Origin of the sequence: Microbispora sp. H10836 (genome assembly GCF_012999525.1) — a bacterium.
GTDB lineage: Bacteria > Actinomycetota > Actinomycetes > Streptosporangiales > Streptosporangiaceae > Microbispora.
Genome location: NZ_JABBWU010000019.1, coordinates 109,636 through 128,876 on the forward strand (window position 1 = coordinate 109,636; position 19,241 = coordinate 128,876).

Consider the following 19,241-nt stretch of genomic DNA (forward strand, 5'->3'; position numbering starts at 1 on the left):
GAACGAGGTCGATGGACGATCTGGAGCCGCCGCGGCGGCTACAGATGCTTGTAGACCTCGTCCAGCCCGATCCCGCGGGCCAGCATCAGCACCTGGACGTGATAGAGCAGCTGCGAGATCTCCTCGGCCGCCCGGTCCGCCGACTCGTGCTCGGCCGCCATCCAGCTCTCCGCGGCCTCCTCCACGACCTTCTTGCCGATGGCATGGACGCCGGCGTCCAGGGCGGCCACGGTGCCCGACCCCTCGGGCCGGGTGCGCGCCTTCTCTGCCAGCTCGGCGTACAGCTCTTCGAAGGTCTTCATGGTCTCTCTCGGATCGTGGGCCTGCGCGTTCAGGTTATCGGCCCCAGGGTAGTCGCGGGGGCGGACCGCCGCGCCCCGCGTCCACCCTGCGAGATCCGTCTCAGCCGAGGATCTTCCTGGCCAGCCTGAGCTGCTCCAGCGCCTGCTGCGACTCCCCGCCCTCGTGGCCGTTGAACGGCCAGACCGTGATGTCCTTCGGCCCGGCGTAGTGGTTGTAGGCCCCGAACACGGTCGAGGGCGGGGTGACGCCGTCGCGCAGGGCGGCGGAGAACCGGGCGGGCGTGGCGGCCCGCGCCGCGAAGTGCAAGCCGTCGAAGTAGTCGAGGGTCGCGAAGATCTCCTCGACCCGGGTCCGGTGGATCCCGCAGAACCGGCCCAGCTCGGCGTACGGGTCCTCGTCGGTGATCTCGACGGCGCGCCGGATGTCGCACATGAACGGCACGTTGACGAACGCGAAGGCGAGGTCCGGCACGAGCGCGGCGGCGGCGAGCGCCATGCCGCCGCCCTGGCTGCCGCCGGTCGCCACGACGCGCCCGGCGTCCACGAGGGGGTGCGACCTGGCCGCCTCGACCGCGCGCACGACGTCGGTGTAGAGCCGCCGGTAGTAGTAGCCGTCCCGGTCGAACACGCCCTGGGTGAGCTTGCCGGGGATCTGCGCGCCGTTTCCGCCGACCGGGTCGGGGGTGTCTCCGGAGCGCCAGGTGCCGCCCTGCCCGCGGGTGTCCATCACGAAGGCCGCGTATCCGGCGGCCGGCCACAGCAGCCAGTCGTGCGGCCGGCCCCGGCCGCCGCCGTACCCGATGAACTCCACCACGCACGGCAGCGGGCCCGACGCGCCCGCGGGAGCGAGGAACCACCCCTTGATCGGATGCCCGCCGAATCCGGCGAACGTCACGTCTGCCACGTCCATCAGCGCGAGGTCCGCCTCGTACGGCTCGAAGACGGGGTTCAGATCGTGCGCACGGGCCTCGGCCAGCGTGCGGTCCCAGAAGGCGTCGAAGTCGGCGGGCTCCCGGCGCTCGGGCAGGTACGCGCGCAGCTGGTCGAGAGGCATGTCGACGAACATGGGGGACTCCCGTGGGTGGTGGGCCTGGCTCGTGTTATGCCGCAAGGTTACACAAACGCCTTGTTTCAGACTTCTGACCCGGTTAAGGGTCTTCCGCCGGGGTTCGACTCCATACCATCCCCGCCGATGACCTGCGAAATGACGTTCGGGACAGCGTTACGCCCGGGTTGGCGGGATGAAACACCCTCTTGAAACTAATCCGGTTTAGTGCTGGACTCTGCACGAATTCGAAGCGTGGGAGGTGCGGCCGCACCGGCACTGCCTCGCGGTCCGCCCTCTCGGGGGGCACGACATGTCAGTCGATCACTTTCCGTAGAGATCGGAGACGTCCATGCGACGAACGACGGCGGCCACCTGCGCCGCCCTGATCGCCGCCCTCGGCGCGGGCTGCGCGACCAGCGGCACGTCGGAGACCAGGCAGGCGGACGCGAACGCCCCCGCCACGATCACGTGGTGGTCCACCGGCGGCGACGACGAGACCGCGACCTTCCAGAAGGCCGCCGACCTGTATGCCAAGACGCACCCCAACGTGACGATCAAGGTGCAGACGCTGAGCTGGGACGACGCGTACGCGAAGCTGCTCGCGGCCTCGACCAGCCGCAGCGGGCCCGACATCATCTCCGGCGGCATGACCTGGACCATCCAGTTCGGCCTGCGCGGCGGCATGGTGGACCTGCGCAAGTACGGCATCGAGCAGCTCCAGGCCCAGGCGCAGCCCGCCCAGTGGAAGTCGGCCGTCTCTCCCGACGGCACCATCTACGGCATCCCGCTCGACATGTCCACCGAGGCGCTCTACTACCGGACCGACCTGTTCGAGGAGGCCGGGCTCAAGGAGCCGCCCAAGACCTGGGACGAGCTGACCGCCGACATCGAGAAGCTCAAGAAATCCGGGGTCAAGACGCCGTTCAGCATCGACTGGGGCAACCTCGACTGGATCGGCTACTTCAACTTCCTCTACCAGGCGGGCGGCACCTTCTACACGCCTGACTGCAAGCCGTCGCTGAACACCTCCCAGGCTGAGCAGGCGCTGTCGTACTGGATCGAGCTGCACCGCGAGCACGGCGCGCCGACCGACACGGTGACGACCCCGGACGCGCTGGGCGCGGGCACCGCGATGGTCTACGGCGGCAACTGGAACGCCCTCGCCATCGACACCAGCAAGCCCGAGCTGAAGGGCAAATGGGCGATCGCCCCGCTGCCGACCGGCCCGGCGGGGCCCACGACCTTCATCGGCGGACGGGCCGTCGGCGTCACGTCGTACAGCAAGCACATCCAGCAGGCGGCGGACTTCGTCAAGTTCCTCTACACCGACGAGGCAGTCGACGCGGTGGCGGCGGAGTCGAAGGCCCGCAACATCGCCTACATCCCGCCCCGCCCGGACAAGGTCGCCGACTCGCCGTTCGCGCCGGAGCACTCGGCGGTGTTCGCGGAGATCATCAAGACCGGCGCCGCGGCGCCCGGGTGCCCCGGCTGGGACGAGAGCGCGTCCGACGTGGCCAAGCAGCTCCAGTCGGCGATCCTCGGCAAGGCCGACGTGAAGACGGCCTTGGGCGAGGCCGCCAAGGTGATGGAGCGCAACGCCGGATAGCCGTTCCGGCCGGTGACGCCTGGCCCCTCACCGGCGCGGCATCCGTCCCCCCAACCAGGCCCGGGCCGGTGACACCTGACCTCTCACCGGCCCGGGTCCGTCCTCGGCTTCCCTTCGACTGGAGACGACATGGCAACCCACACCGCCGCGCCCCGGCGACGATGGCGCCGCTACGGCACGTCCTATCTGATGCTGCTGCCGTTCCTCGGCCTGTTCGCCGGCTTCCTGGTCTGGCCGCTGGTCAACTCGCTCTACCTCAGCTTCACGAAGTTCGACGGGGTGAACGCCCCCGAGTTCCAGGGCCTGGAGAACTTCCGGCGCCTGCTGTTCGACGACGACCGGTTCCGGCACGCCCTGGGCAACACGTTCCTCTACGTCGTGGCGTCGATCGGGATCGGCACGCTGCTGTCGCTCGGCCTCGCGCTGGCGTTCAACGGGTCGAGCTGGCCGCACCGCATCATGCGGACGATCTTCTTCCTGCCCTCGGTGACCTCGTCGATCGCGCTGATGCTGCTCTGGAAGTGGGTCTTCAACCCGGGCGACTTCGGCCTGGCCAACACCGTCGCGGCCTGGTTCGGGGGCAGGGCCGTCGAGTGGCTGGCCACGCCGGGTCTCACGATCCCGATCCTCGTGCTGATGTCGGTGTGGGGCGGGATGGGCTACGGCATGGTCCTGTACGTCGCCGGGCTCAACACGATCCCGCAGGAGTACTACGAGGCGGCCCGCATCGACGGCGCCGGCACCTGGCAGCAGTTCCGCCGGGTGACGCTGCCGCTGCTGCGGCCGGTCACCACGTATGTGGTCGTGACCGGCCTCATCGGGGCCTTCCAGGTCTTCGAAGCCGTCTACATCGTGTTCCGGGGCACAAACAACATCGGCGGCGTGCTCGACTCGGGCCTGATGATCGTGCCCTATCTCTACGACCAGGGCTTCACGCACTTCAAGCTCGGCTACGCCTCGGCGATCGCGTGGGTGCTCTTCCTGATCATCTTCTCCCTGAGCATGGTCAACCTCCGCATCGGCCGCGCCCTGAAGGAGCTGTGATGGCCGCCGCCCCCACGACCACGCCGATCGTCTCCGACCCCGCCGTCGCACCCCGGCGGGCGCCCGCCGCCGCGTCGGGCACCACCTGGCGCGGGCACCTGCTGCGTCTGCCGTTCTACCTGCTGTCGCTCACCATGATCGCGCCGTTCTACTGGATGCTGATCACGGTGTTCAAGCCGGTGACCGAGCTGAACCGGCAACCGCCGTCGTTCGTGCCCGAGCACCCCACGCTGAACAACTTCTACGACCCCGGCTACTCCCCCACCCAGGTCAATCCGGGCCATCTCCAGGGCATCTTCCAGCGGTTCCAGGTCGACTTCGGGTTCGGCCGCTTCATGTTCAACAGCCTGGTGATCACGGTCGCGATCACTGTCGGGTCGCTGCTGATCGCCTCGCTGGCGGCGTACGTCATCACCAAGCACCGCGTGCCGGGGCGGCGGCTGATCTTCCTGCTGATCGTCGCCTCGATGATGGTGCCCTGGCAGACCACCCTGGTGCCGAACTACGTCATCATGCGCAACCTGGGCTGGCTGGACACCTACCAGGGCTACATCATCCCGGCGCTGGCCAAGGCGTTCGTGCTGTTCTTCCTGGTGCAGTTCCTCCATTCGATCCCGGACGAGCTGATCCAGGCCGCCCGCGTCGACGGCGCCGGGGAGTGGCGCATCTGGTGGCGGATCGTGCTGCCGCTGCTGCGCCCGGCCCTCGCCGCGATGTCGATCTTCATCGTGCTCGCCGAATGGAACAACTTCCTGTGGCCTCTGATCATCGTGCAGAGCGACGAGATGGCGAACATCCCGGTCGCGCTCGCCCGCCTCAACTCCTACTTCGCCGGCGCGCAGCACCAAGGGGCGATCATGGCGGGCGGCCTGCTCGCCTCCCTGCCGTCGATCGCCTTCTTCCTCGCTTTCCAGCGCTACTTCACCCGAGGCATCGTGCTGAGCGGTCTGAAGGGCTGAACGGCTCGCGCGCCCGGAGAGGGGTTGTCCGCGCCGACGGCTTCGGCGACCTCCTCCGGGTGCGTCAGCTGGGGGTGATGACCCGCGTCCGGGACGACCGTCACGGTGACCCGGGGCAGCGTGTCCACGAGGGCCCGTCCTTCCGGGCTGAGAGGGTCGCGGGAGCCCACGACGACGTGCACGTGCCCCGGGTAGCGCGCCAGCCCGGCCCGCAGGCTCGCCCGCCACCGCGGTGAAGCCGCGGCGGCCAGGAGCCGGGCGGCGGTGGCGGCGGCGCCGCGGCGCAGGTCGGCCACGCTCGAACGGAGTGCGGGCGCGTGTGCCGGGTCTCCGGTGAGCCGCTCGGCCAGCGCAGTGGGACGGACCCGGCCGAGATACCAGCGGGCCGCGAGTGCGGAACGGGCGGCGGGAGCGGGGCGTGCCTGGAGGAAGAACGGCGCCACGAGCGTGAGCCGGTCCACCGCGCCGGGATGGGCGGCCGCGGCCTCCACCGCGGCGGCGGCGCCGATGGAGTGACCGACCAGGTGGCGTGCGCCGGTCCCGGTCACGAGAGCGGTCAGCCAGGCCGGCCAGTCGTCGCGACCTCCCGCGCTCATCCCCAGCCCAGGCAGGTCTGCGGCACGGGCGTCGCCCATCGCCGTGACGACCGGCGCCCAGGTGTCGGCGTTGACCGGCAGACCCGGCAGCACCACCGTGGGCGCGCCCGGTTCGCCCACCTCGAACGTCCGCACCCCGCCCGCGTCGACGAACCGCCTGCCTCCGGTGGGGGCGTCCCCGAAGCGGCTCGCCGCCAGGTGGTCGGCCCAGCGGCGGATCGTCGTGGCGGTGTCCGGCATGGTCAGCCCATGGCGGGCCGCGAAGGCACGCGCCGGGCCGGTGGGATAGCGGTCACTCGACAGGAACGTCAGCGTCTCCGGATCGGCCTTCGTGAGCCTGCGGGGCAGCCGCTTCACCAGTGGCACCGGAACCCGCAGGCGGGGCGCCCTGACCCGGTAGTGCTCCGCGACGAGCGCGATCAGGCCGGGCAGCGCGGGCGTGTCGTCGTCCAGCAGCCAGTAGGACGCGCGCTCGGCGGCCTCGTCCCCCGGAAGCAGGGTCATGAACCGGGCGAGATAGTCGACCGCGACCACGGGGACGAACGTCCCCGCGTTCCCCGGAACCGCCACGAGAGCGCCCTGCCAGAGGTCGCGCAGGGTCGACGCGAGCCCGAGGTACTGGCCGGCCTCGCCGGTGACGCTGTCACCGATCACGCTGGCCGGGTTGACCACCGACCAGGGCACACCCAGCCGCTCCGCCTCGATCCGGAAGACGGCGTCCGCCTCCACCTTGGACGCCTCGTACGCGCCGAGGGCCCGGTATGCCTCCCGCCGCTGCTCCTCGCTCCAGGGACGGGGGTCCTGCCCGCCCACGCGGTACCCGGAGACGTGGACGAGGCGGCGCAGCCGCGGCAGCCGCGCCGCGAAGGCGACGACCGCGCGGACGCTGTCGACGTTGGCCCGGCGGGCCTCGTCGGCCGGCATGCCGAACCGGTAGGCGCCGGCGCAGTTGTAAACCTCCGTGACGTCGCCGGCCTCCCCGTCGATAAGCGACGGCCCGGCGAAATCGACCCGGAGGTCGGCCGGGGCCTCGTCGTGCCCGTGCTCGGCCAGCCACCGGGCGAGCCTCCGGTAGGACTCGTGGCCGCGGCAGGCCGCGCTCACCCGGACGCCGGCCCGACCGAGCGCGAGGACCAGGTGCCGGCCGACGAAGCCGGTCGCGCCCAGGACCAGCGCGTGCCTGTCCGCGGCGCTCACGACGAGACCTCCGTGCCCTCGTGGACCAGCTCGGGCACCGGCTCCACGAGCCGCCCGCCGATCCCGGCTCCTGATGTTTCGATCACGTGAGGAGACTAGACCGGTCTACATAGTTCGCGTCAAGAGGTACCCCAAGGTTTTAGGGGAGCGCGTGTGAGGATCGTCCCCACACGCCACCGGGCCGCCCGTACGGACGGCCCGGTGGTTGGGAGGAGACGTGGAATCAGCGGCCGGTGAACCGGCGGCCGCGACCGCCTTCACCCGCGCCGTACCCGGCCTGCCCGCCGGCCCGGCCACGAGGGTGACCGCCGCCCCGCCCGCCACGGGACTCGCCGTGTCCGTCACCGGCCCACGGCGCCCGGGGCCGCTCACCCTGGTCGGGCCACCTGCGCCGGCCGTCGCCCTCGCCGGGACGGTCGCCGCCGCGGGGACGGTCGCCGAAACGGCGACGGCCCCTCGGCTTGTCGTCCCGCTGCCTGTCGTCGTGTCCGGGCCGCAGCGGCGCGCGAACGTCGGGCTCCCACACGGGCACGGCCTCGCCGCTCGGCCGCCGGGCCCCGGCGATCTCGTTGAGGACCGGGTCGCCCGGCGCCACCCGGTGCCGTGACGCGTCGACCCCCGCCTTGCGGGTCATCGACTCGGTGGAGCGACGCTCGCTCGGCAGCACCAGCGTCAGCACCACGCCGCGCTCGCCCGCACGGGCCGTACGGCCGCCCCGGTGCAGGTAGCTCTTGTGGTCGGCGGGCGGGTCCACGTGCAGCACGAGGCTCACGTCGTCGACGTGGATGCCGCGCGCCGCGACGTCGGTGCACACGAGCACCCCGATCTTGCCCTGGCGGAACCCGTCGAGGATGCGGGTGCGCTGGTTCTGCCGCTTGCCGCCGTGCAGGCCGCCCGCGCGGACCCCCGCCCGGGCGAGCTGCTTGACGACCCGGTCGACGCCGTGCTGGGTGCGCACGAACAGGATCGTACGGCCGTCCCGGTTGGCGATCTCGGCCGTCACGTCGGCCTTGTCGTCGCGCTGCACCTGGATCAGGTGGTGCTCCATCGTCTCGACCGGGGAGGTGGCCGGGTCCAGCGAGTGGACCACCGGGTCGGTCAGGAAGCGCTGGACCAGCGTGTCCACGTCGCCGTCGAGCGTCGCGGAGAACAGCAGGCGCTGCCCGTCGGCGGGCGTGCGCGCGAGCAACGCGCTCACCACGGGGAGGAAGCCGAGGTCGCACATGTGGTCGGCTTCGTCGAGGACCGTGATCTGGACGTCGTCGAGCGCGCAGACGCCCTGCTCGATCAGGTCGGTGAGGCGGCCGGGCGTGGCGACCACGACGTCCACCCCCCGGCGCAGGTCCTCGATCTGGCGGCCCATCGGCATGCCGCCGACGACCGTCCTGGTGCGCAGCGACAGCCCCCGGCCGAGCGGCTCGACGGTGGCGGCGACCTGGAAGGCGAGTTCGCGGGTGGGCACCAGGATGAGGGCGCGGGGCCGCCGGGGCGCCGACTTCTCCCCAGCGAGCCTGGCCAGCGTCGGCAGGCCGAAGGCGAGGGTCTTGCCGGAACCGGTCCGGCCGCGTCCGAGGACGTCGAGCCCGGCGAGGATGTCGGGGATGGCCGCCCGCTGGATCGGGAACGGCGTGGTGATGCCCTGCCGGGCGAGCCCTGTCACGAGCGGTCTGGGCAGCCCCAGCGTCCCGAACTCGGCAGGGGTGGTCGTGCCCTCGTCGAGGGCAGAGATGGTCACGAAATCGTGCCTTTCGGAGAAAGACGTGCCGGAACACGCGGGCGCGTCACTTCTGCGAAAGGACGAGCCTGGACAGGCACGGCAGGCGTGCCGTGCCTACGGGCGCCACAGGCCGGAATTGCGACGGCCTGCTGCCCGCACATTGCCGTGAGCACGCGTCCCGCAGAAGTGGAGACCGCCGGGCGGCGGCTCTCACGGACGCCTTTCACTCACGTCGCACAAGGAAGAGCAAAAAACGATCGTACGGCATTCCCGCATCACATCGGCCGCCCCGGTCCGGGACACGGTCCGCGTGCGGGTGGAAGCGCGGCGTCCCGCCACGTGCGGACGCGGCGGGACGGTGCGGGTTCTGCCCGGCGGGAGGCCGCCGGGGTCAGACGTTGAAGCCGAGCATCCTGAGCTGGTCGCGACCCTCGTCAGTGATCTTGTCCGGGCCCCACGGCGGCAGCCAGACCCAGTTGATGACCACGCTGGAGGCCAGGTCGGCGAGCGCCGAGTTGGCCTGGTCCTCGATCACGTCGGTCAGCGGGCAGGCGGCGCTGGTCAGCGTCATGTCGATGGTGGCGATGGGACGCTCGCCCTCGCCGGCCGGGTCGAGGTTGACGCCGTACACGAGGCCGAGGTCCACCACGTTGATCCCCAGCTCGGGGTCCACGACGTCCTTCAGCGCCTCGAGCACGTCGTCGAGGGAACTCTCCCCGTCGTAGGTCCCGGTCGCCGCCTCGGTCGCGGTTCCCGTCGGGGTCTCGGTCGGCTTGCTCACGTCGTCTCCTCACCTCTCGGCGCCCGCGGCGCGGCGCCGTACTTCCCAACGCGACGGAGGCCGCCGGTCATCCCTGGCTCCTCATCAGCGCGTCCTTGTAAGCCATCCACGCCAGCAGCGCGCACTTGACGCGGGCGGGGAACTTCGCCACACCGGCGAACGCCACCGCGTCGCCCAGCACGTCCTCGTCCGGCTCCACCTGGCCCCTGCCCTGCATGAGCCGGGTGAACTCCTCCACGACCGACAGCGACTCCTCCACGGTGGAGCCGGTGGCGAGCTCGTGCAGCACCGAGGCGGCGGCCTGGCTGATGGAGCAGCCCTGGCCGTCGTAGGACACGTCGAGCACCTTGCCGCCGTCGGCCACCTTCACCCGCAGCGTCACCTCGTCGCCGCAGGTCGGGTTGACGTGGTGCACCTCGGCGTCGTACGGGTCACGCAGGCCCCGGCCCTGGGGATGCTTGTAGTGCTCCAGGATCAGCTCCTGGTACATCGATTCAGCGATCATGGCTCAGCCGAACACCTTCTGCACGTGGTGGAGGCCGCGGACCAGTGCGTCGATCTCGGCCGTCGTGTTGTACAGGTAGAAAGACGCCCGTGTGGTCGCGGGAATTCCGAACCTGAGGTGCAGCGGCCGGGCGCAGTGATGACCTACCCGGACCGCGATCCCGTACACGTCGTCGAGGATCTGCCCCACGTCGTGGGGGTGGATCCCCTCCAGGGTGAACGAGATCGTGCCGCCTCGGGCGATGGGCGTACGCGGGCCGATGATCCTGAGCCCCGGGACCTCCGGCAGCGCCTCCAGCGCGTACGCGACGAGTTCCTTCTCGTGCGCCTTGATCTGGTCCATGCCGACGGCGGTCAGGTAGTCGGCCGCGGCGCCGAGGCCGATGGCCTCGACGATGGGCGGCGTCCCGGCCTCGAACTTGTGCGGCACCGGCGCGTACGTCGAGCGGTCCATCCAGACCGCCTCGATCATCTCGCCGCCGCCGAGGAACGGCGGCATGGCGTCGAGCAGCTCGCGACGGCCCCACAGCACGCCGATGCCGGACGGCCCGACCATCTTGTGGCCGGTGAACGCGACGAAGTCGACGCCCAGCTCGGTCACGTCCACGGGCTGGTGGGGCACCGACTGCGACGCGTCGAGCATCATCAGCGCGCCGACCTCGCGCGCGCGGGCCAGGATCGGCGAGACCGAGTTGACCGTGCCCAGCACGTTCGACTGGTGCGTGATCGAGACGATCTTCGTGCGATCGTTGACCAGCTCCTCCAGGCCCTCGACGTCGAGGCGGCCCTCGTCGGTCACGGGGAACCAGCGCAGCGTCGCGCCGGTCCGCCGCGCGAGCAGCTGCCACGGCACGATGTTGGAGTGGTGCTCCATCTCCGAGATGACGATCTCGTCGCCGGGGCCGATCCGGAACCGCTCGTCCTCGCCGACGGGGTTGCCGAAGGCGTACGCCACGAGGTTGAGTGCCTCGGAGGCGTTCTTGGTGAAGACGATCTCGTCGCGCGACGGGGCCTTCACGAACGCGGCGATCTTGTCGCGCGCGGCCTCGTACGCCTCGGTCGACTCGCTGCCCAGCACGTGCAGCGCCCGGCCGACGTTGCCGTAGTGCCAGGTCAGGTGATCGCGCATGGTCTCGATCACCTGGGCCGGCTTCTGGGAGGAGTTGCCGGAGTCGAGGTAGACCAGCGGCCTGCCTCCGGGGAGTTCGCGGGCGAGGACCGGGAAGTCCTTCCTGATCCTCTCCACGTCGAAGCCGGGCGCACTCATCAGGCGGACGCCGCCTTCGCGGTGTAGGCCTCGTAGCCCTCGGCCTCCAGCTTGTCGGCCAGCTCGGGGCCGCCCTCCTCGACCACGCGGCCGGCGGCGAAGACGTGGACGAAGTCCGGCTTCACGTAGCGCAGGATGCGGGTGTAGTGGGTGATCAGCAGCACGCCGGTGTCACCGGAGGCGCGGAACCGGTTGATGCCCTCGGACACGACGCGCAGGGCGTCGACGTCGAGGCCGGAGTCGGTCTCGTCCAGCACCGCGATCTTGGGCTTGAGCAGCTCCAGCTGGAGGATCTCGTGGCGCTTCTTCTCGCCGCCGGAGAAGCCCTCGTTGGTGTTGCGCTGGGCGAAGGCCGGGTCGATGGACAGCGCGTCCATGCCCCCCTTCAGCTCCTTGGCGAACTCGCGCAGCTTGGGCGCCTCGCCGCGGACCGCGGTGATCGCCGAGCGCAGGAAGTTCGACACGCTGACGCCGGGGACCTCGACCGGGTACTGCATGGCGAGGAACAGGCCGGCGCGGGCGCGCTCGTCCACCGACATCTCCAGCAGGTCCTCGCCGTCGAGCAGCACGGTGCCGGAGGTGACGGTGTACTTGGGGTGCCCCGCGACGGCGTACGCCAGCGTGGACTTGCCCGAGCCGTTGGGGCCCATGATGGCGTGCGTCTCGCCGCTGCGGACCGTCAGGTCGACGCCGCGCAGGATCTCCTTGTCGCCCACGGCGACGTGCAGGTCACGGATCTCAAGAGTGGACACGAGTTATTTACTCCTTCGAGAGCGAGACGTACACGTCGTCGCCTTCGATCTTGACACGGTAGACGTTGACGGGCCTGGTCGCGGGCGGCCCGGTGGGCTTGCCGCTGCGCAGGTCGAAACAGGAGCCGTGGAGCCAGCACTCCAGGGTGTGGTCGTAGACCTCGCCCTCGCTGAGGCGGACCTCGGCGTGGGAGCACACGTCGTGCAGGGCGAAGACCTCGCCGCCGGTCCGCACAACCGCGACGGGCGTCTCGCCGACCTCCAGGCCGAGGACGCCGCCGTCGGGGATGTCCCCGACCTGGCAGACCTTCTCCCAGTGGACGGTCTCGGCGCTCATCGGGCCAGCTCCGCCTCGACGGCCGACAGGACGCGCTCGCGGATCTCCGGCACCTCGATCTTCTCCAGCAGCTGGGCGAAGAAGCCGTGGATGACCAGGCGGCGGGCCTCGTCGAACGGGATGCCGCGGGCCTGCAGGTAGAAGATGTGCTCGTCGTCGAGGCGGCCGGAGGCGGACGCGTGGCCCGCTCCCGCGACCTCGCCGGTGAGGATCTCCAGGTTCGGCACCGAGTCGGCGCGGGCGCCGTCGGTGAGGATGAGGTTGCGGTTCAGCTCGTAGGTGTCGGTGCCCTCGGCCTCGGCCCGGATGATCACGTCGCCGATCCAGACCGCGTGGGCGCCGTCGCCCTGCAGCGCGCCCTTGTAGGTCACGTTGCTGCGGCAGTTGGGCACGCTGTGGTCCACCAGGAGGCGGTGCTCCAGGTGCTGGCCGGCGTCCACGAAGTACAGCCCGGTGAGGTCGGCGTCGCCGCCGGGGGCGGTGTACGACACCGAGGGCGACAGCCGTACGAGGTCGCCGCCGAGGGTGACCACGAACGAGCGGAAGGTCGCGTCCTTGCCGAGCCGCGCGTGGTGGTGGGAGACGTGCACGGCGTCGTCGTCCCAGTCCTGCAGGCTGACGACCTTGAGCGTCGCGCCCTCGGCCACGTCGAACTCGACGTTGTCGGCGTAGACGGCGCTGCCGCGGTGGTCCAGGACCAGCACGGCCTCGGCCATCGGCTCCACCGACACGAGGACGTGCCCGTACGCCGCGGCGCCCGCCCCGGACCCCCGCAGGGTGATCACGGTGGGCCGGGAGGCGGCCGTCATCTTGGGCACCGTGACGACGGTGGCCTTCTCGAACGACGAGTACGCCTGGGCGCTGACCCGGTCGGCCGGCGTGTAGGCCTTCCCGAGCCGGGCATCGTCGCGGCCGACGGTCTCGACGCGCACCTCGGGCGCGGCCTCGACGTCCACCACGACGCCGCCGGTGACGGCGACGGTGCCGTTGTGCAGGCCCTTGAGCCGCGACAGCGGCGTGAACCGCCACTCCTCCTCGCGGCCCGTCGGCACCGGGAAGTCCGCCACGTCGTACGACGCCTTCTCGTGCAGCGTCGACAGCGGTTTGGTCTCCAGGCCCATCAGCCGACCGCTCCTTCCATCTGCAGCTCGATCAGGCGGTTGAGCTCCAGGGCGTACTCCATGGGCAGTTCGCGGGCGATCGGCTCGACGAAGCCGCGCACGATCATGGCCATCGCCTCGTCCTCGCCGAGGCCCCGGCTCATCAGGTAGAACAGCTGGTCCTCCGACACCTTGGAGACCGTGGCCTCGTGGCCCATCGACACGTCGTCCTCACGGACGTCCACGTACGGGTAGGTGTCGGACCGGCTGATCTGGTCGACGAGCAGCGCGTCGCACTTGACGGTCGAGGCCGAGCCGGCCGCGCCCTCGTCGATCTGCACCAGGCCGCGGTAGGACGTGCGGCCGCCGCCGCGCGCCACGGACTTGGAGATGATCGTGGAGGACGTCTTGGGCGCGAGGTGCACCATCTTGGCGCCCGCGTCCTGGTGCTGGCCCTCGCCGGCGAAGGCGACCGACAGCGTCTCGCCCTTGGCGTGCTCGCCCATCAGGTAGACGGCCGGGTACTTCATGGTGACCTTGGAGCCGATGTTGCCGTCGATCCACTCCATGGTCGCGCCCTCGTACGCCACGGCGCGCTTGGTGACCAGGTTGTAGACGTTGTTCGACCAGTTCTGGATCGTCGTGTAGCGGCAGCGGGCGCCCTTCTTCACGATGATCTCGACGACCGCCGAGTGGAGCGAGTCGGACGAGTAGATCGGCGCGGTGCAGCCCTCGACGTAGTGGACGTAGGAGTTCTCGTCCACGATGATCAGGGTCCGCTCGAACTGGCCCATGTTCTCGGTGTTGATCCGGAAGTAGGCCTGCAGCGGGATCTCGACGTTCACGTTGGGCGGCACGTAGATGAACGAGCCGCCCGACCAGACGGCCGTGTTGAGCGCGGCGAACTTGTTGTCGCCCACCGGGATCACCGAGCCGAAGTACTCCTTGAAGAGCTCCTCGTGCTCGCGCAGCCCGGTGTCGGTGTCGACGAAGATGACGCCCTTTTCCTCGAGGTCCTCACGGATCTTGTGATAGACGACCTCGGACTCGTACTGGGCGGCGACGCCGGCGATGAGCCGCTGCTTCTCCGCCTCGGGGATGCCGAGCTTGTCATAGGTGTTCTTGATGTCGGCGGGCAGCTCGTCCCAGGACGCGGCCTGCTTCTCCGTCGAGCGGACGAAGTACTTGATGTTGTCGAAGTCGATGCCCGTGAGGTCGGAGCCCCAGGTCGGCAGCGGCTTCTTCCCGAACAGCCGAAGGCCCTTGAGGCGCAGGTCGAGCATCCACTCCGGCTCGTTCTTGAGCGCGGAGATGTCGCGGACGACCTCTTCGGACAGCCCACGCCGGGCCGTGGCCCCAGCCACGTCCGTGTCGGCCCAGCCGAACTTGTAATTCCCGAGGCCTTCCAGCTCCGGGCGGTCGGTGACAGTCACCTTCCGGACTCCTTGCTCGTCGATGTGCTCGATAGGTCGGTACGCGCGTGCCGTGCGGCGAGCGCGTGTGAACTCACATGGGTGGTGCAGACCCCGTCGCCGTTGGCGATCGTCGCCAGCCGCTGCACCGGGGTGCCGAGCAGCCGGGCGAACGCCTCGGTCTCCGCCTCGCACAGCTGCGGGAACTGCGCCGCGACGTGCGCGACCGGGCAGTGGTGCTGGCACAACTGCTCGCCGCCCTTGCCCGTCTCCGACGCCGACGCCGCGTAGCCCTCCGTGGACAGAGCCTCGGCCAGCACGCGGACCCGCTGCTCGGCCGGGACCTCGCGCATGAGCGCCTCGAGCCGGCCGACCAGTCCGGACACCTGCGCCCGCGCGAACTCCGACACCGCCTCGCCTCCCAGACGCTCGGCCAGGAAGCGCAGCGCGCTGCCGGCCAGGTCGTCGTAGGCGTGGACGAAGGCGCTGCGGCCCGCGTCGGTGATCGCGAACATCTTCGCGGGCCTGCCGCGCCCCCGCTGGCCGCGCGGGCGGGCCGTACGGGGCTCTATCATGCCCTCGGCCAGCAGTGCGTCGAGGTGACGGCGGACCGCGGCCGGAGTCAGGCCGAGCCGCTCGCCCAGCGCCGCGGCGGTCACCGGACCGTGCTCCAGGATGAGCCGCGCCACCCTGGCCCGGGTCCCCCGCTCGGCGCCGATGTCCTTGCTCACGACGTCCTTGTGCGCAGGGGTCGCCGGAACCGGCCGCGTCACCACGGCCTTCTCGGCGTTCTGCTTCCCCTGCACGTATTTCACAACATCAGTGTGCCGTAATTCCTTCCCGGCCGACAAACCCTAGCCGAGGTCCACGGGAATGCAATTTCTCACGCAGGTAAGGCTTACCTAACCTGCGGCGACGCGGCCTTTCCCCATCCTTTACCTGCGGGGGCTGGAATGACGGCACTCACCGACGAGAGCGCGCTTCCCGCTCCCTAGACTCGATGCCGTCGACGACTGACCAGGACGACCCGCATCCGGCCGGCTCTGGCGGTCGGTCCGTGAGGGGAGGCCGGTGGAGTGCCGGGGGTTGACAGCACGCTTGACAGCACGCGTGGCGGCGCGGACGACGGCGCTCCCGCTGTCGAGATCGACGGGCTGGTCAAGCGGTACGGGAGCATCACGGCCGTCGACGGGCTGACTCTCACCTGCGCCCGGAGCGCCGTCACGGCGATCCTCGGGCCCAACGGCGCCGGCAAGACCTCCACGATCGAGATCTGCGAGGGCTTCCGCCGGCCGGACGGCGGGACCGTCCGCGTGCTCGGCCTGGACCCGGCCGACCCCGCCCTCCGGCCGCGCCTGGGGATCATGCCGCAGACGGGAGGGGTGCCTCCCGCCGCCCGCGCGGGCGAGTGGCTGCGGGTGGTCTCCCGGTTCTACGCCCACCCGCTCGACCCGGACGCCCTGCTCGGCCTGCTCGGCCTGGCCGGGCACGCGCGCACGCCGTACCGGCGGCTGTCGGGCGGGCAGCAGCAGCGCCTGTCGCTCGCGGCGGCGGTGATCGGGCGGCCCGAACTGGTCTTCCTGGACGAGCCGACCGCCGGGCTCGACCCGCAGGCGCGCCACGCCTGCTGGGACCTCGTCACGGCCCTGCGTGCCGCCGGGGTGTCGGTGGTGCTGACGACCCACCAGATGGACGAGGCGGAGAAGCTCTCCGACCACGTGGTGGTCATCGACCACGGCCGGGTGGTGGCCGAGGGCACGCCCGAGTCGCTGACCGGCGCCGAGCGCCAGCTCAGGTTCCGCGCGCGGGCGGGACTCGATCTGGAGGAACTGCTGGCCGCGCTGCCGCCGGGCAGCGCCGCCAAGGAGTCGCCCTCGGGGCACTACATCATCGAGGGGCAGGTCGGCCCCCAGTTGCTCGCGACCGTCACCGCCTGGTGCGCCACCGAGGGCGTCACCACCGAGGACCTGCGCATCGAGCGGCGCACGCTGGAGGACGTCTTCCTCGAACTGACCGGCAGGGAGCTGCGGTGACCACGATCGCCACGCTGGACCTCACGCCGCGGCCGGGTGCCGCGCCGCTGCACCGGATGGTCCTCGCCCAGGCGGGCGCGGAGATCCGGGCCACGCTGCGCAACGGCGAACAGCTCCTGCTCACGATGATCATTCCGATCCTGCTGCTGGCCGGCTTCAGCGCGGCCCCGCTGGTGGACGTCGGCGACGGCAGGCGCGTCGACTTCCTCGCCCCCGGCATCCTCGCGCTGGCGGTCATGTCGACCGCGTTCACCGGGCAGGCGATCGCGACCGGCTTCGAGCGGCGGTACGGCGTGCTCAAGCGCCTGGGCGCGACCCCGCTGTCGCGGTCCGGGCTGCTGCTGGCCAAGACCGTCGCCGTCGTCGCCGTGGAGGCGCTGCAGGTCGTGGTGATCGTCGCGGTGGCGCTGGCGCTCGGCTGGTCGCCGCACGGCGATCCGCTGTGGGCCGTGCCGCTCCTGCTGCTGGGCACGGCGGCCTTCAGCGGCCTCGGCCTGCTCATGGCCGGCACGCTCCGGGCGGAGGCCACGCTGGCCGGGGCCAACCTGGTCTACCTGGTGCTGCTCGGGCTCGGCGGCGTGCTGTTCCCGCTGGACCGGTTCCCCGCCGGCGTCCGGCACGTGCTCGAACTGCTGCCGATCAGCGCGCTCACCTCCGGCCTGCGGACCGTCCTGAGCGCCGGCGGGGGATTCCCCGGCGGCGCGCTGCTCGTGCTGCTGTGCTGGACGGTGGCCGCGCTCGCCCTGGCCGCCCGCACGTTCCGCTGGGAATGACCCCCAGGGGGCCGCACCGGCGACCTGACGGCCCCTGCATATGATTGCGGGCGTTGTCCGTGATCAATGGCAGTCTGGGGTCGCCGGCATGACCGCTGAATCCCTTCCGGGGGCCGAGCCGTACCGTATGAGGCCGTCGCCGGGCAGGGCACTGCGGGCCGCGTCGGACGCGATACCACCGCCGGGCCTGGTGCTGCTGGCCGTCCTGTCGGTCCAGGTGGGCGCCGGGCTGGCCAAGAACCTGTTCACCCAGCTTCCCCCGACGGCCGTGGTGTTCCTGCGCATCGCCACCGGCGCGGTCATGCTGCTGGCCGTCGTCCGGCCCCGGGTTCGCGGGCTGTCGCGGCGCGACCTCGCCGTCGGCGTCGCCTTCGGGCTCAGCCTCGGCCTGATGAACCTGTCGTTCTACGAGGCCCTCGCCCGGCTGCCGATCGGGATCGCGGTGGCCATCGAGTTCGTCGGGCCGCTCACCCTGGCCGTGGTGTCCTCCCGGCGCAGGCTCGACCTGCTGTGGGTGGCGCTGGCCGCCGCCGGCGTGGTCCTGCTCGCCCCCTGGGGCGATGCGGGGACCGCGAGCTGGGCGGGGATCGGGTTCGCCGCGATGGCGGGGGCGTTCTGGGCCGCCTACATCGTGTTCTCCCAGGCCACCGGCGCCCGATTCCCCGGTGCCAGCGGACTGTCGTTCGCCATGATCGTGTCGACGGTCGTGATCGCGCCCATCGGCGTCACCGCGGGCGGAAGCGACCTGCTGCGGCCCGAGATCCTGCTCATCGGGGCCGGCGTCGGCCTGCTCTCCTCGGTCATCCCCTACTCGCTGGAGCTCGAGGCGCTGCGCCGGATGCCCAAGCGGGTCTTCGGGATCCTGATGAGCCTGGAGCCCGCCGTCGCCGCCCTCGTCGGCCTGTTCGTCCTGGGCGAGGTGCTCCAGGTCCGCGAGTGGGCGGCGATCGGCTGCGTGGTCGTCGCCTCCATCGGCGCCACGCGCCGGGGCGACGGCTGACCCGGTCCGCTCCGGCCGCTGCTCACGCCGCGGGCGGGCCGCCCGACCAGATCGCCCGTACGTGCCGGAGGTGGTGGTTCATCAGGCTCTCGGCCGCCGCGGCGTCGCCGCGTACGAGGGCGTCGAGGAGGTCGAGGTGCTCGCGCACCGAGGCCGCGAGCAGCCGCGGGTCGGGCAGGCCGCGCAGCCCGTAGAGCCGGGCCCGGGCGCGCAGGTCCCTGACCGTCTCGACCAGCCGGACGTTGCCCGACAAAGCCAGCAGCGCGAGGTGGAACCGCTGGTCGGCGGCCACGTAGGCGAGCAGATCGCCCCTTGCCGCGGCCGAGACGATCTCCTCGGCGAGCGGGCGCAGCTCCTCGGCCTCCGCGGCCGGGGTCTCCCCGGCGAGCCTGGCCACCGTGGGCACCTCGAGCAGCCGCCTGACCTCGATGATCTCGTCGAGATCGCGCTCGGACACCTCCGCGACCCGGAAGCCCTTGTTGCGCAGCGCCTCGAACAGGCCCTCCTTGGCGAGGTCGAGCATGGCCTCCCGCACCGGTGTGGCGGAGACCCCGAACCTCGCCGCCAGCGCCGGGGCCGAGTACACGACGCCGGGCCGCATCTCCCCGGCCACCAGCGCGTCGCGCAGCGCCTGCGCCACCCGCTCGCGCAGGTTCTCCTGCCGCGTTCTCCCGCCCGGTGCGCGGAGGTCGTCGCGCGTGCGTCCCGCCGGTCCGTCCCACGCCCCGCCCATCGACCGGCCACCGCCCTCCTCGGTCCCGTACGGCCGATCGTACCGGCCCGGCCGCGGAGATGATCACCGCGGACGGCGGG

The 19,241-nt window shown here is 71.3% G+C and carries 19 protein-coding genes; 6 read left to right on the forward strand and 13 right to left on the reverse strand.

Annotated elements, in window-relative coordinates; genetic code table 11:
- Window positions 1-38 precede the first annotated feature (38 nt).
- Window positions 39-302, reverse strand: a complete 264-nt coding sequence (locus tag HHX30_RS30005; RefSeq protein ID WP_169985931.1) for a phosphoribosyl-ATP diphosphatase — start codon at window positions 300-302, stop codon at window positions 39-41.
- A 100-nt stretch (window positions 303-402) separates the two neighbouring features.
- Window positions 403-1,368, reverse strand: a complete 966-nt coding sequence (locus tag HHX30_RS30010; RefSeq protein ID WP_169985933.1) for an acetylxylan esterase — start codon at window positions 1,366-1,368, stop codon at window positions 403-405.
- A 331-nt stretch (window positions 1,369-1,699) separates the two neighbouring features.
- Between HHX30_RS30010 and HHX30_RS30015 the strand changes: the two genes are divergently transcribed.
- The 3 genes from HHX30_RS30015 (at window position 1,700) to HHX30_RS30025 (ending at window position 4,959) form a co-directional block, all read left to right on the forward strand.
- The gene (locus tag HHX30_RS30015) at window positions 1,700-2,956 is read left to right on the forward strand and encodes an extracellular solute-binding protein (RefSeq protein ID WP_169985935.1); all 1,257 of its coding nucleotides are present in this window, start codon (window positions 1,700-1,702) and stop codon (window positions 2,954-2,956) included.
- Between the two features lie 129 nt (window positions 2,957-3,085).
- Window positions 3,086-4,000: a carbohydrate ABC transporter permease gene (locus tag HHX30_RS30020; protein ID WP_169985937.1), complete on the forward strand. Its 915-nt coding sequence runs from the start codon at window positions 3,086-3,088 to the stop codon at window positions 3,998-4,000.
- Window positions 4,000-4,959 carry a carbohydrate ABC transporter permease gene (locus tag HHX30_RS30025; protein WP_169985939.1) on the forward strand — a complete coding sequence of 320 codons (960 nt, stop codon included), beginning with the start codon at window positions 4,000-4,002 and terminating at the stop codon, window positions 4,957-4,959. Before HHX30_RS30020 ends, HHX30_RS30025 begins: the two co-directional genes overlap by 1 nt.
- Here the strand turns inward: HHX30_RS30025 and HHX30_RS30030 are convergent.
- From HHX30_RS30030 to HHX30_RS30075, 10 genes are all read right to left on the reverse strand, one after another.
- A complete protein-coding gene (locus HHX30_RS30030) occupies window positions 4,917-6,752 on the reverse strand; it encodes an alpha/beta fold hydrolase (RefSeq protein ID WP_169985942.1) in 1,836 nt (611 codons plus the stop codon). The genes HHX30_RS30025 and HHX30_RS30030 overlap by 43 nt on opposite strands.
- A 223-nt stretch (window positions 6,753-6,975) precedes the next feature.
- Window positions 6,976-8,487 (reverse strand): DEAD/DEAH box helicase, encoded by a 1,512-nt coding sequence (locus HHX30_RS30035; RefSeq protein WP_311922920.1) that lies wholly within the window; start codon window positions 8,485-8,487, stop codon window positions 6,976-6,978.
- Between the two features lie 373 nt (window positions 8,488-8,860).
- Window positions 8,861-9,250, reverse strand: a complete 390-nt coding sequence (locus tag HHX30_RS30040; protein WP_169985943.1) for a metal-sulfur cluster assembly factor — start codon at window positions 9,248-9,250, stop codon at window positions 8,861-8,863.
- 67 nt (window positions 9,251-9,317) lie between these two features.
- The gene (gene sufU, locus HHX30_RS30045) at window positions 9,318-9,755 is read right to left on the reverse strand and encodes a Fe-S cluster assembly sulfur transfer protein SufU (RefSeq protein ID WP_169985945.1); all 438 of its coding nucleotides are present in this window, start codon (window positions 9,753-9,755) and stop codon (window positions 9,318-9,320) included.
- Between the two features lie 3 nt (window positions 9,756-9,758).
- The gene (locus HHX30_RS30050) at window positions 9,759-11,021 is read right to left on the reverse strand and encodes a cysteine desulfurase (protein ID WP_169985947.1); all 1,263 of its coding nucleotides are present in this window, start codon (window positions 11,019-11,021) and stop codon (window positions 9,759-9,761) included.
- On the reverse strand, window positions 11,021-11,773 hold the full coding sequence (gene sufC / locus HHX30_RS30055) for a Fe-S cluster assembly ATPase SufC (protein ID WP_169985949.1): 753 nt from the start codon (window positions 11,771-11,773) through the stop codon (window positions 11,021-11,023). The genes HHX30_RS30050 and sufC overlap by 1 nt, the downstream gene beginning before the upstream one ends.
- Before the next feature lie 7 nt (window positions 11,774-11,780).
- Window positions 11,781-12,110, reverse strand: coding sequence for a non-heme iron oxygenase ferredoxin subunit (locus HHX30_RS30060; RefSeq protein WP_169985951.1), 330 nt, complete (start codon window positions 12,108-12,110; stop codon window positions 11,781-11,783).
- Window positions 12,107-13,231 (reverse strand): Fe-S cluster assembly protein SufD, encoded by a 1,125-nt coding sequence (sufD, locus tag HHX30_RS30065; protein ID WP_169985953.1) that lies wholly within the window; start codon window positions 13,229-13,231, stop codon window positions 12,107-12,109. Before sufD ends, HHX30_RS30060 begins: the two co-directional genes overlap by 4 nt.
- Window positions 13,231-14,643, reverse strand: a complete 1,413-nt coding sequence (gene sufB, locus HHX30_RS30070) for a Fe-S cluster assembly protein SufB (protein ID WP_169985954.1) — start codon at window positions 14,641-14,643, stop codon at window positions 13,231-13,233. The genes sufD and sufB overlap by 1 nt, the downstream gene beginning before the upstream one ends.
- Complete coding sequence (locus tag HHX30_RS30075) at window positions 14,640-15,398, reverse strand: helix-turn-helix transcriptional regulator (RefSeq protein ID WP_396705823.1); 759 nt, start codon at window positions 15,396-15,398, stop codon at window positions 14,640-14,642. Before HHX30_RS30075 ends, sufB begins: the two co-directional genes overlap by 4 nt.
- Before the next feature lie 300 nt (window positions 15,399-15,698).
- Here HHX30_RS30075 and HHX30_RS30080 point away from each other — a divergent pair, with 300 nt between their 5' ends.
- From HHX30_RS30080 to HHX30_RS30090, 3 genes are all read left to right on the forward strand, one after another.
- Complete coding sequence (locus tag HHX30_RS30080; RefSeq protein WP_169985958.1) at window positions 15,699-16,655, forward strand: ABC transporter ATP-binding protein; 957 nt, start codon at window positions 15,699-15,701, stop codon at window positions 16,653-16,655.
- A gap of 56 nt (window positions 16,656-16,711) precedes the next feature.
- Complete coding sequence (locus HHX30_RS30085) at window positions 16,712-17,428, forward strand: ABC transporter permease (RefSeq protein ID WP_169986050.1); 717 nt, start codon at window positions 16,712-16,714, stop codon at window positions 17,426-17,428.
- Between the two features lie 88 nt (window positions 17,429-17,516).
- A complete protein-coding gene (locus tag HHX30_RS30090) occupies window positions 17,517-18,428 on the forward strand; it encodes a DMT family transporter (protein ID WP_169985960.1) in 912 nt (303 codons plus the stop codon).
- A gap of 22 nt (window positions 18,429-18,450) precedes the next feature.
- On the opposite strand, the gene HHX30_RS30095 is transcribed toward HHX30_RS30090, so the two are convergent.
- Complete coding sequence (locus HHX30_RS30095) at window positions 18,451-19,161, reverse strand: GntR family transcriptional regulator (protein ID WP_169985962.1); 711 nt, start codon at window positions 19,159-19,161, stop codon at window positions 18,451-18,453.
- Window positions 19,162-19,241 lie beyond the last annotated feature (80 nt).

What these genes read in the sequence shown, in the direction of transcription:
- HHX30_RS30095 (WP_169985962.1), bottom strand. Translation starts at nt 19,161, where the DNA reads ATGGGCGGGGCGTGGGACGGACCGGCGGGACGCACGCGCGACGACCTC.
- HHX30_RS30020 (WP_169985937.1), top strand. Translation starts at nt 3,086, where the DNA reads ATGGCAACCCACACCGCCGCGCCCCGGCGACGATGGCGCCGCTACGGC.
- sufU (WP_169985945.1), bottom strand. Translation starts at nt 9,755, where the DNA reads ATGATCGCTGAATCGATGTACCAGGAGCTGATCCTGGAGCACTACAAG.
- HHX30_RS30060 (WP_169985951.1), bottom strand. Translation starts at nt 12,110, where the DNA reads ATGAGCGCCGAGACCGTCCACTGGGAGAAGGTCTGCCAGGTCGGGGAC.
- HHX30_RS30025 (WP_169985939.1), top strand. Translation starts at nt 4,000, where the DNA reads ATGGCCGCCGCCCCCACGACCACGCCGATCGTCTCCGACCCCGCCGTC.
- HHX30_RS30050 (WP_169985947.1), bottom strand. Translation starts at nt 11,021, where the DNA reads ATGAGTGCGCCCGGCTTCGACGTGGAGAGGATCAGGAAGGACTTCCCG.
- HHX30_RS30005 (WP_169985931.1), bottom strand. Translation starts at nt 302, where the DNA reads ATGAAGACCTTCGAAGAGCTGTACGCCGAGCTGGCAGAGAAGGCGCGC.
- HHX30_RS30085 (WP_169986050.1), top strand. Translation starts at nt 16,712, where the DNA reads ATGGTCCTCGCCCAGGCGGGCGCGGAGATCCGGGCCACGCTGCGCAAC.
- HHX30_RS30010 (WP_169985933.1), bottom strand. Translation starts at nt 1,368, where the DNA reads ATGTTCGTCGACATGCCTCTCGACCAGCTGCGCGCGTACCTGCCCGAG.
- HHX30_RS30090 (WP_169985960.1), top strand. Translation starts at nt 17,517, where the DNA reads ATGACCGCTGAATCCCTTCCGGGGGCCGAGCCGTACCGTATGAGGCCG.
- HHX30_RS30015 (WP_169985935.1), top strand. Translation starts at nt 1,700, where the DNA reads ATGCGACGAACGACGGCGGCCACCTGCGCCGCCCTGATCGCCGCCCTC.
- sufD (WP_169985953.1), bottom strand. Translation starts at nt 13,231, where the DNA reads ATGGGCCTGGAGACCAAACCGCTGTCGACGCTGCACGAGAAGGCGTCG.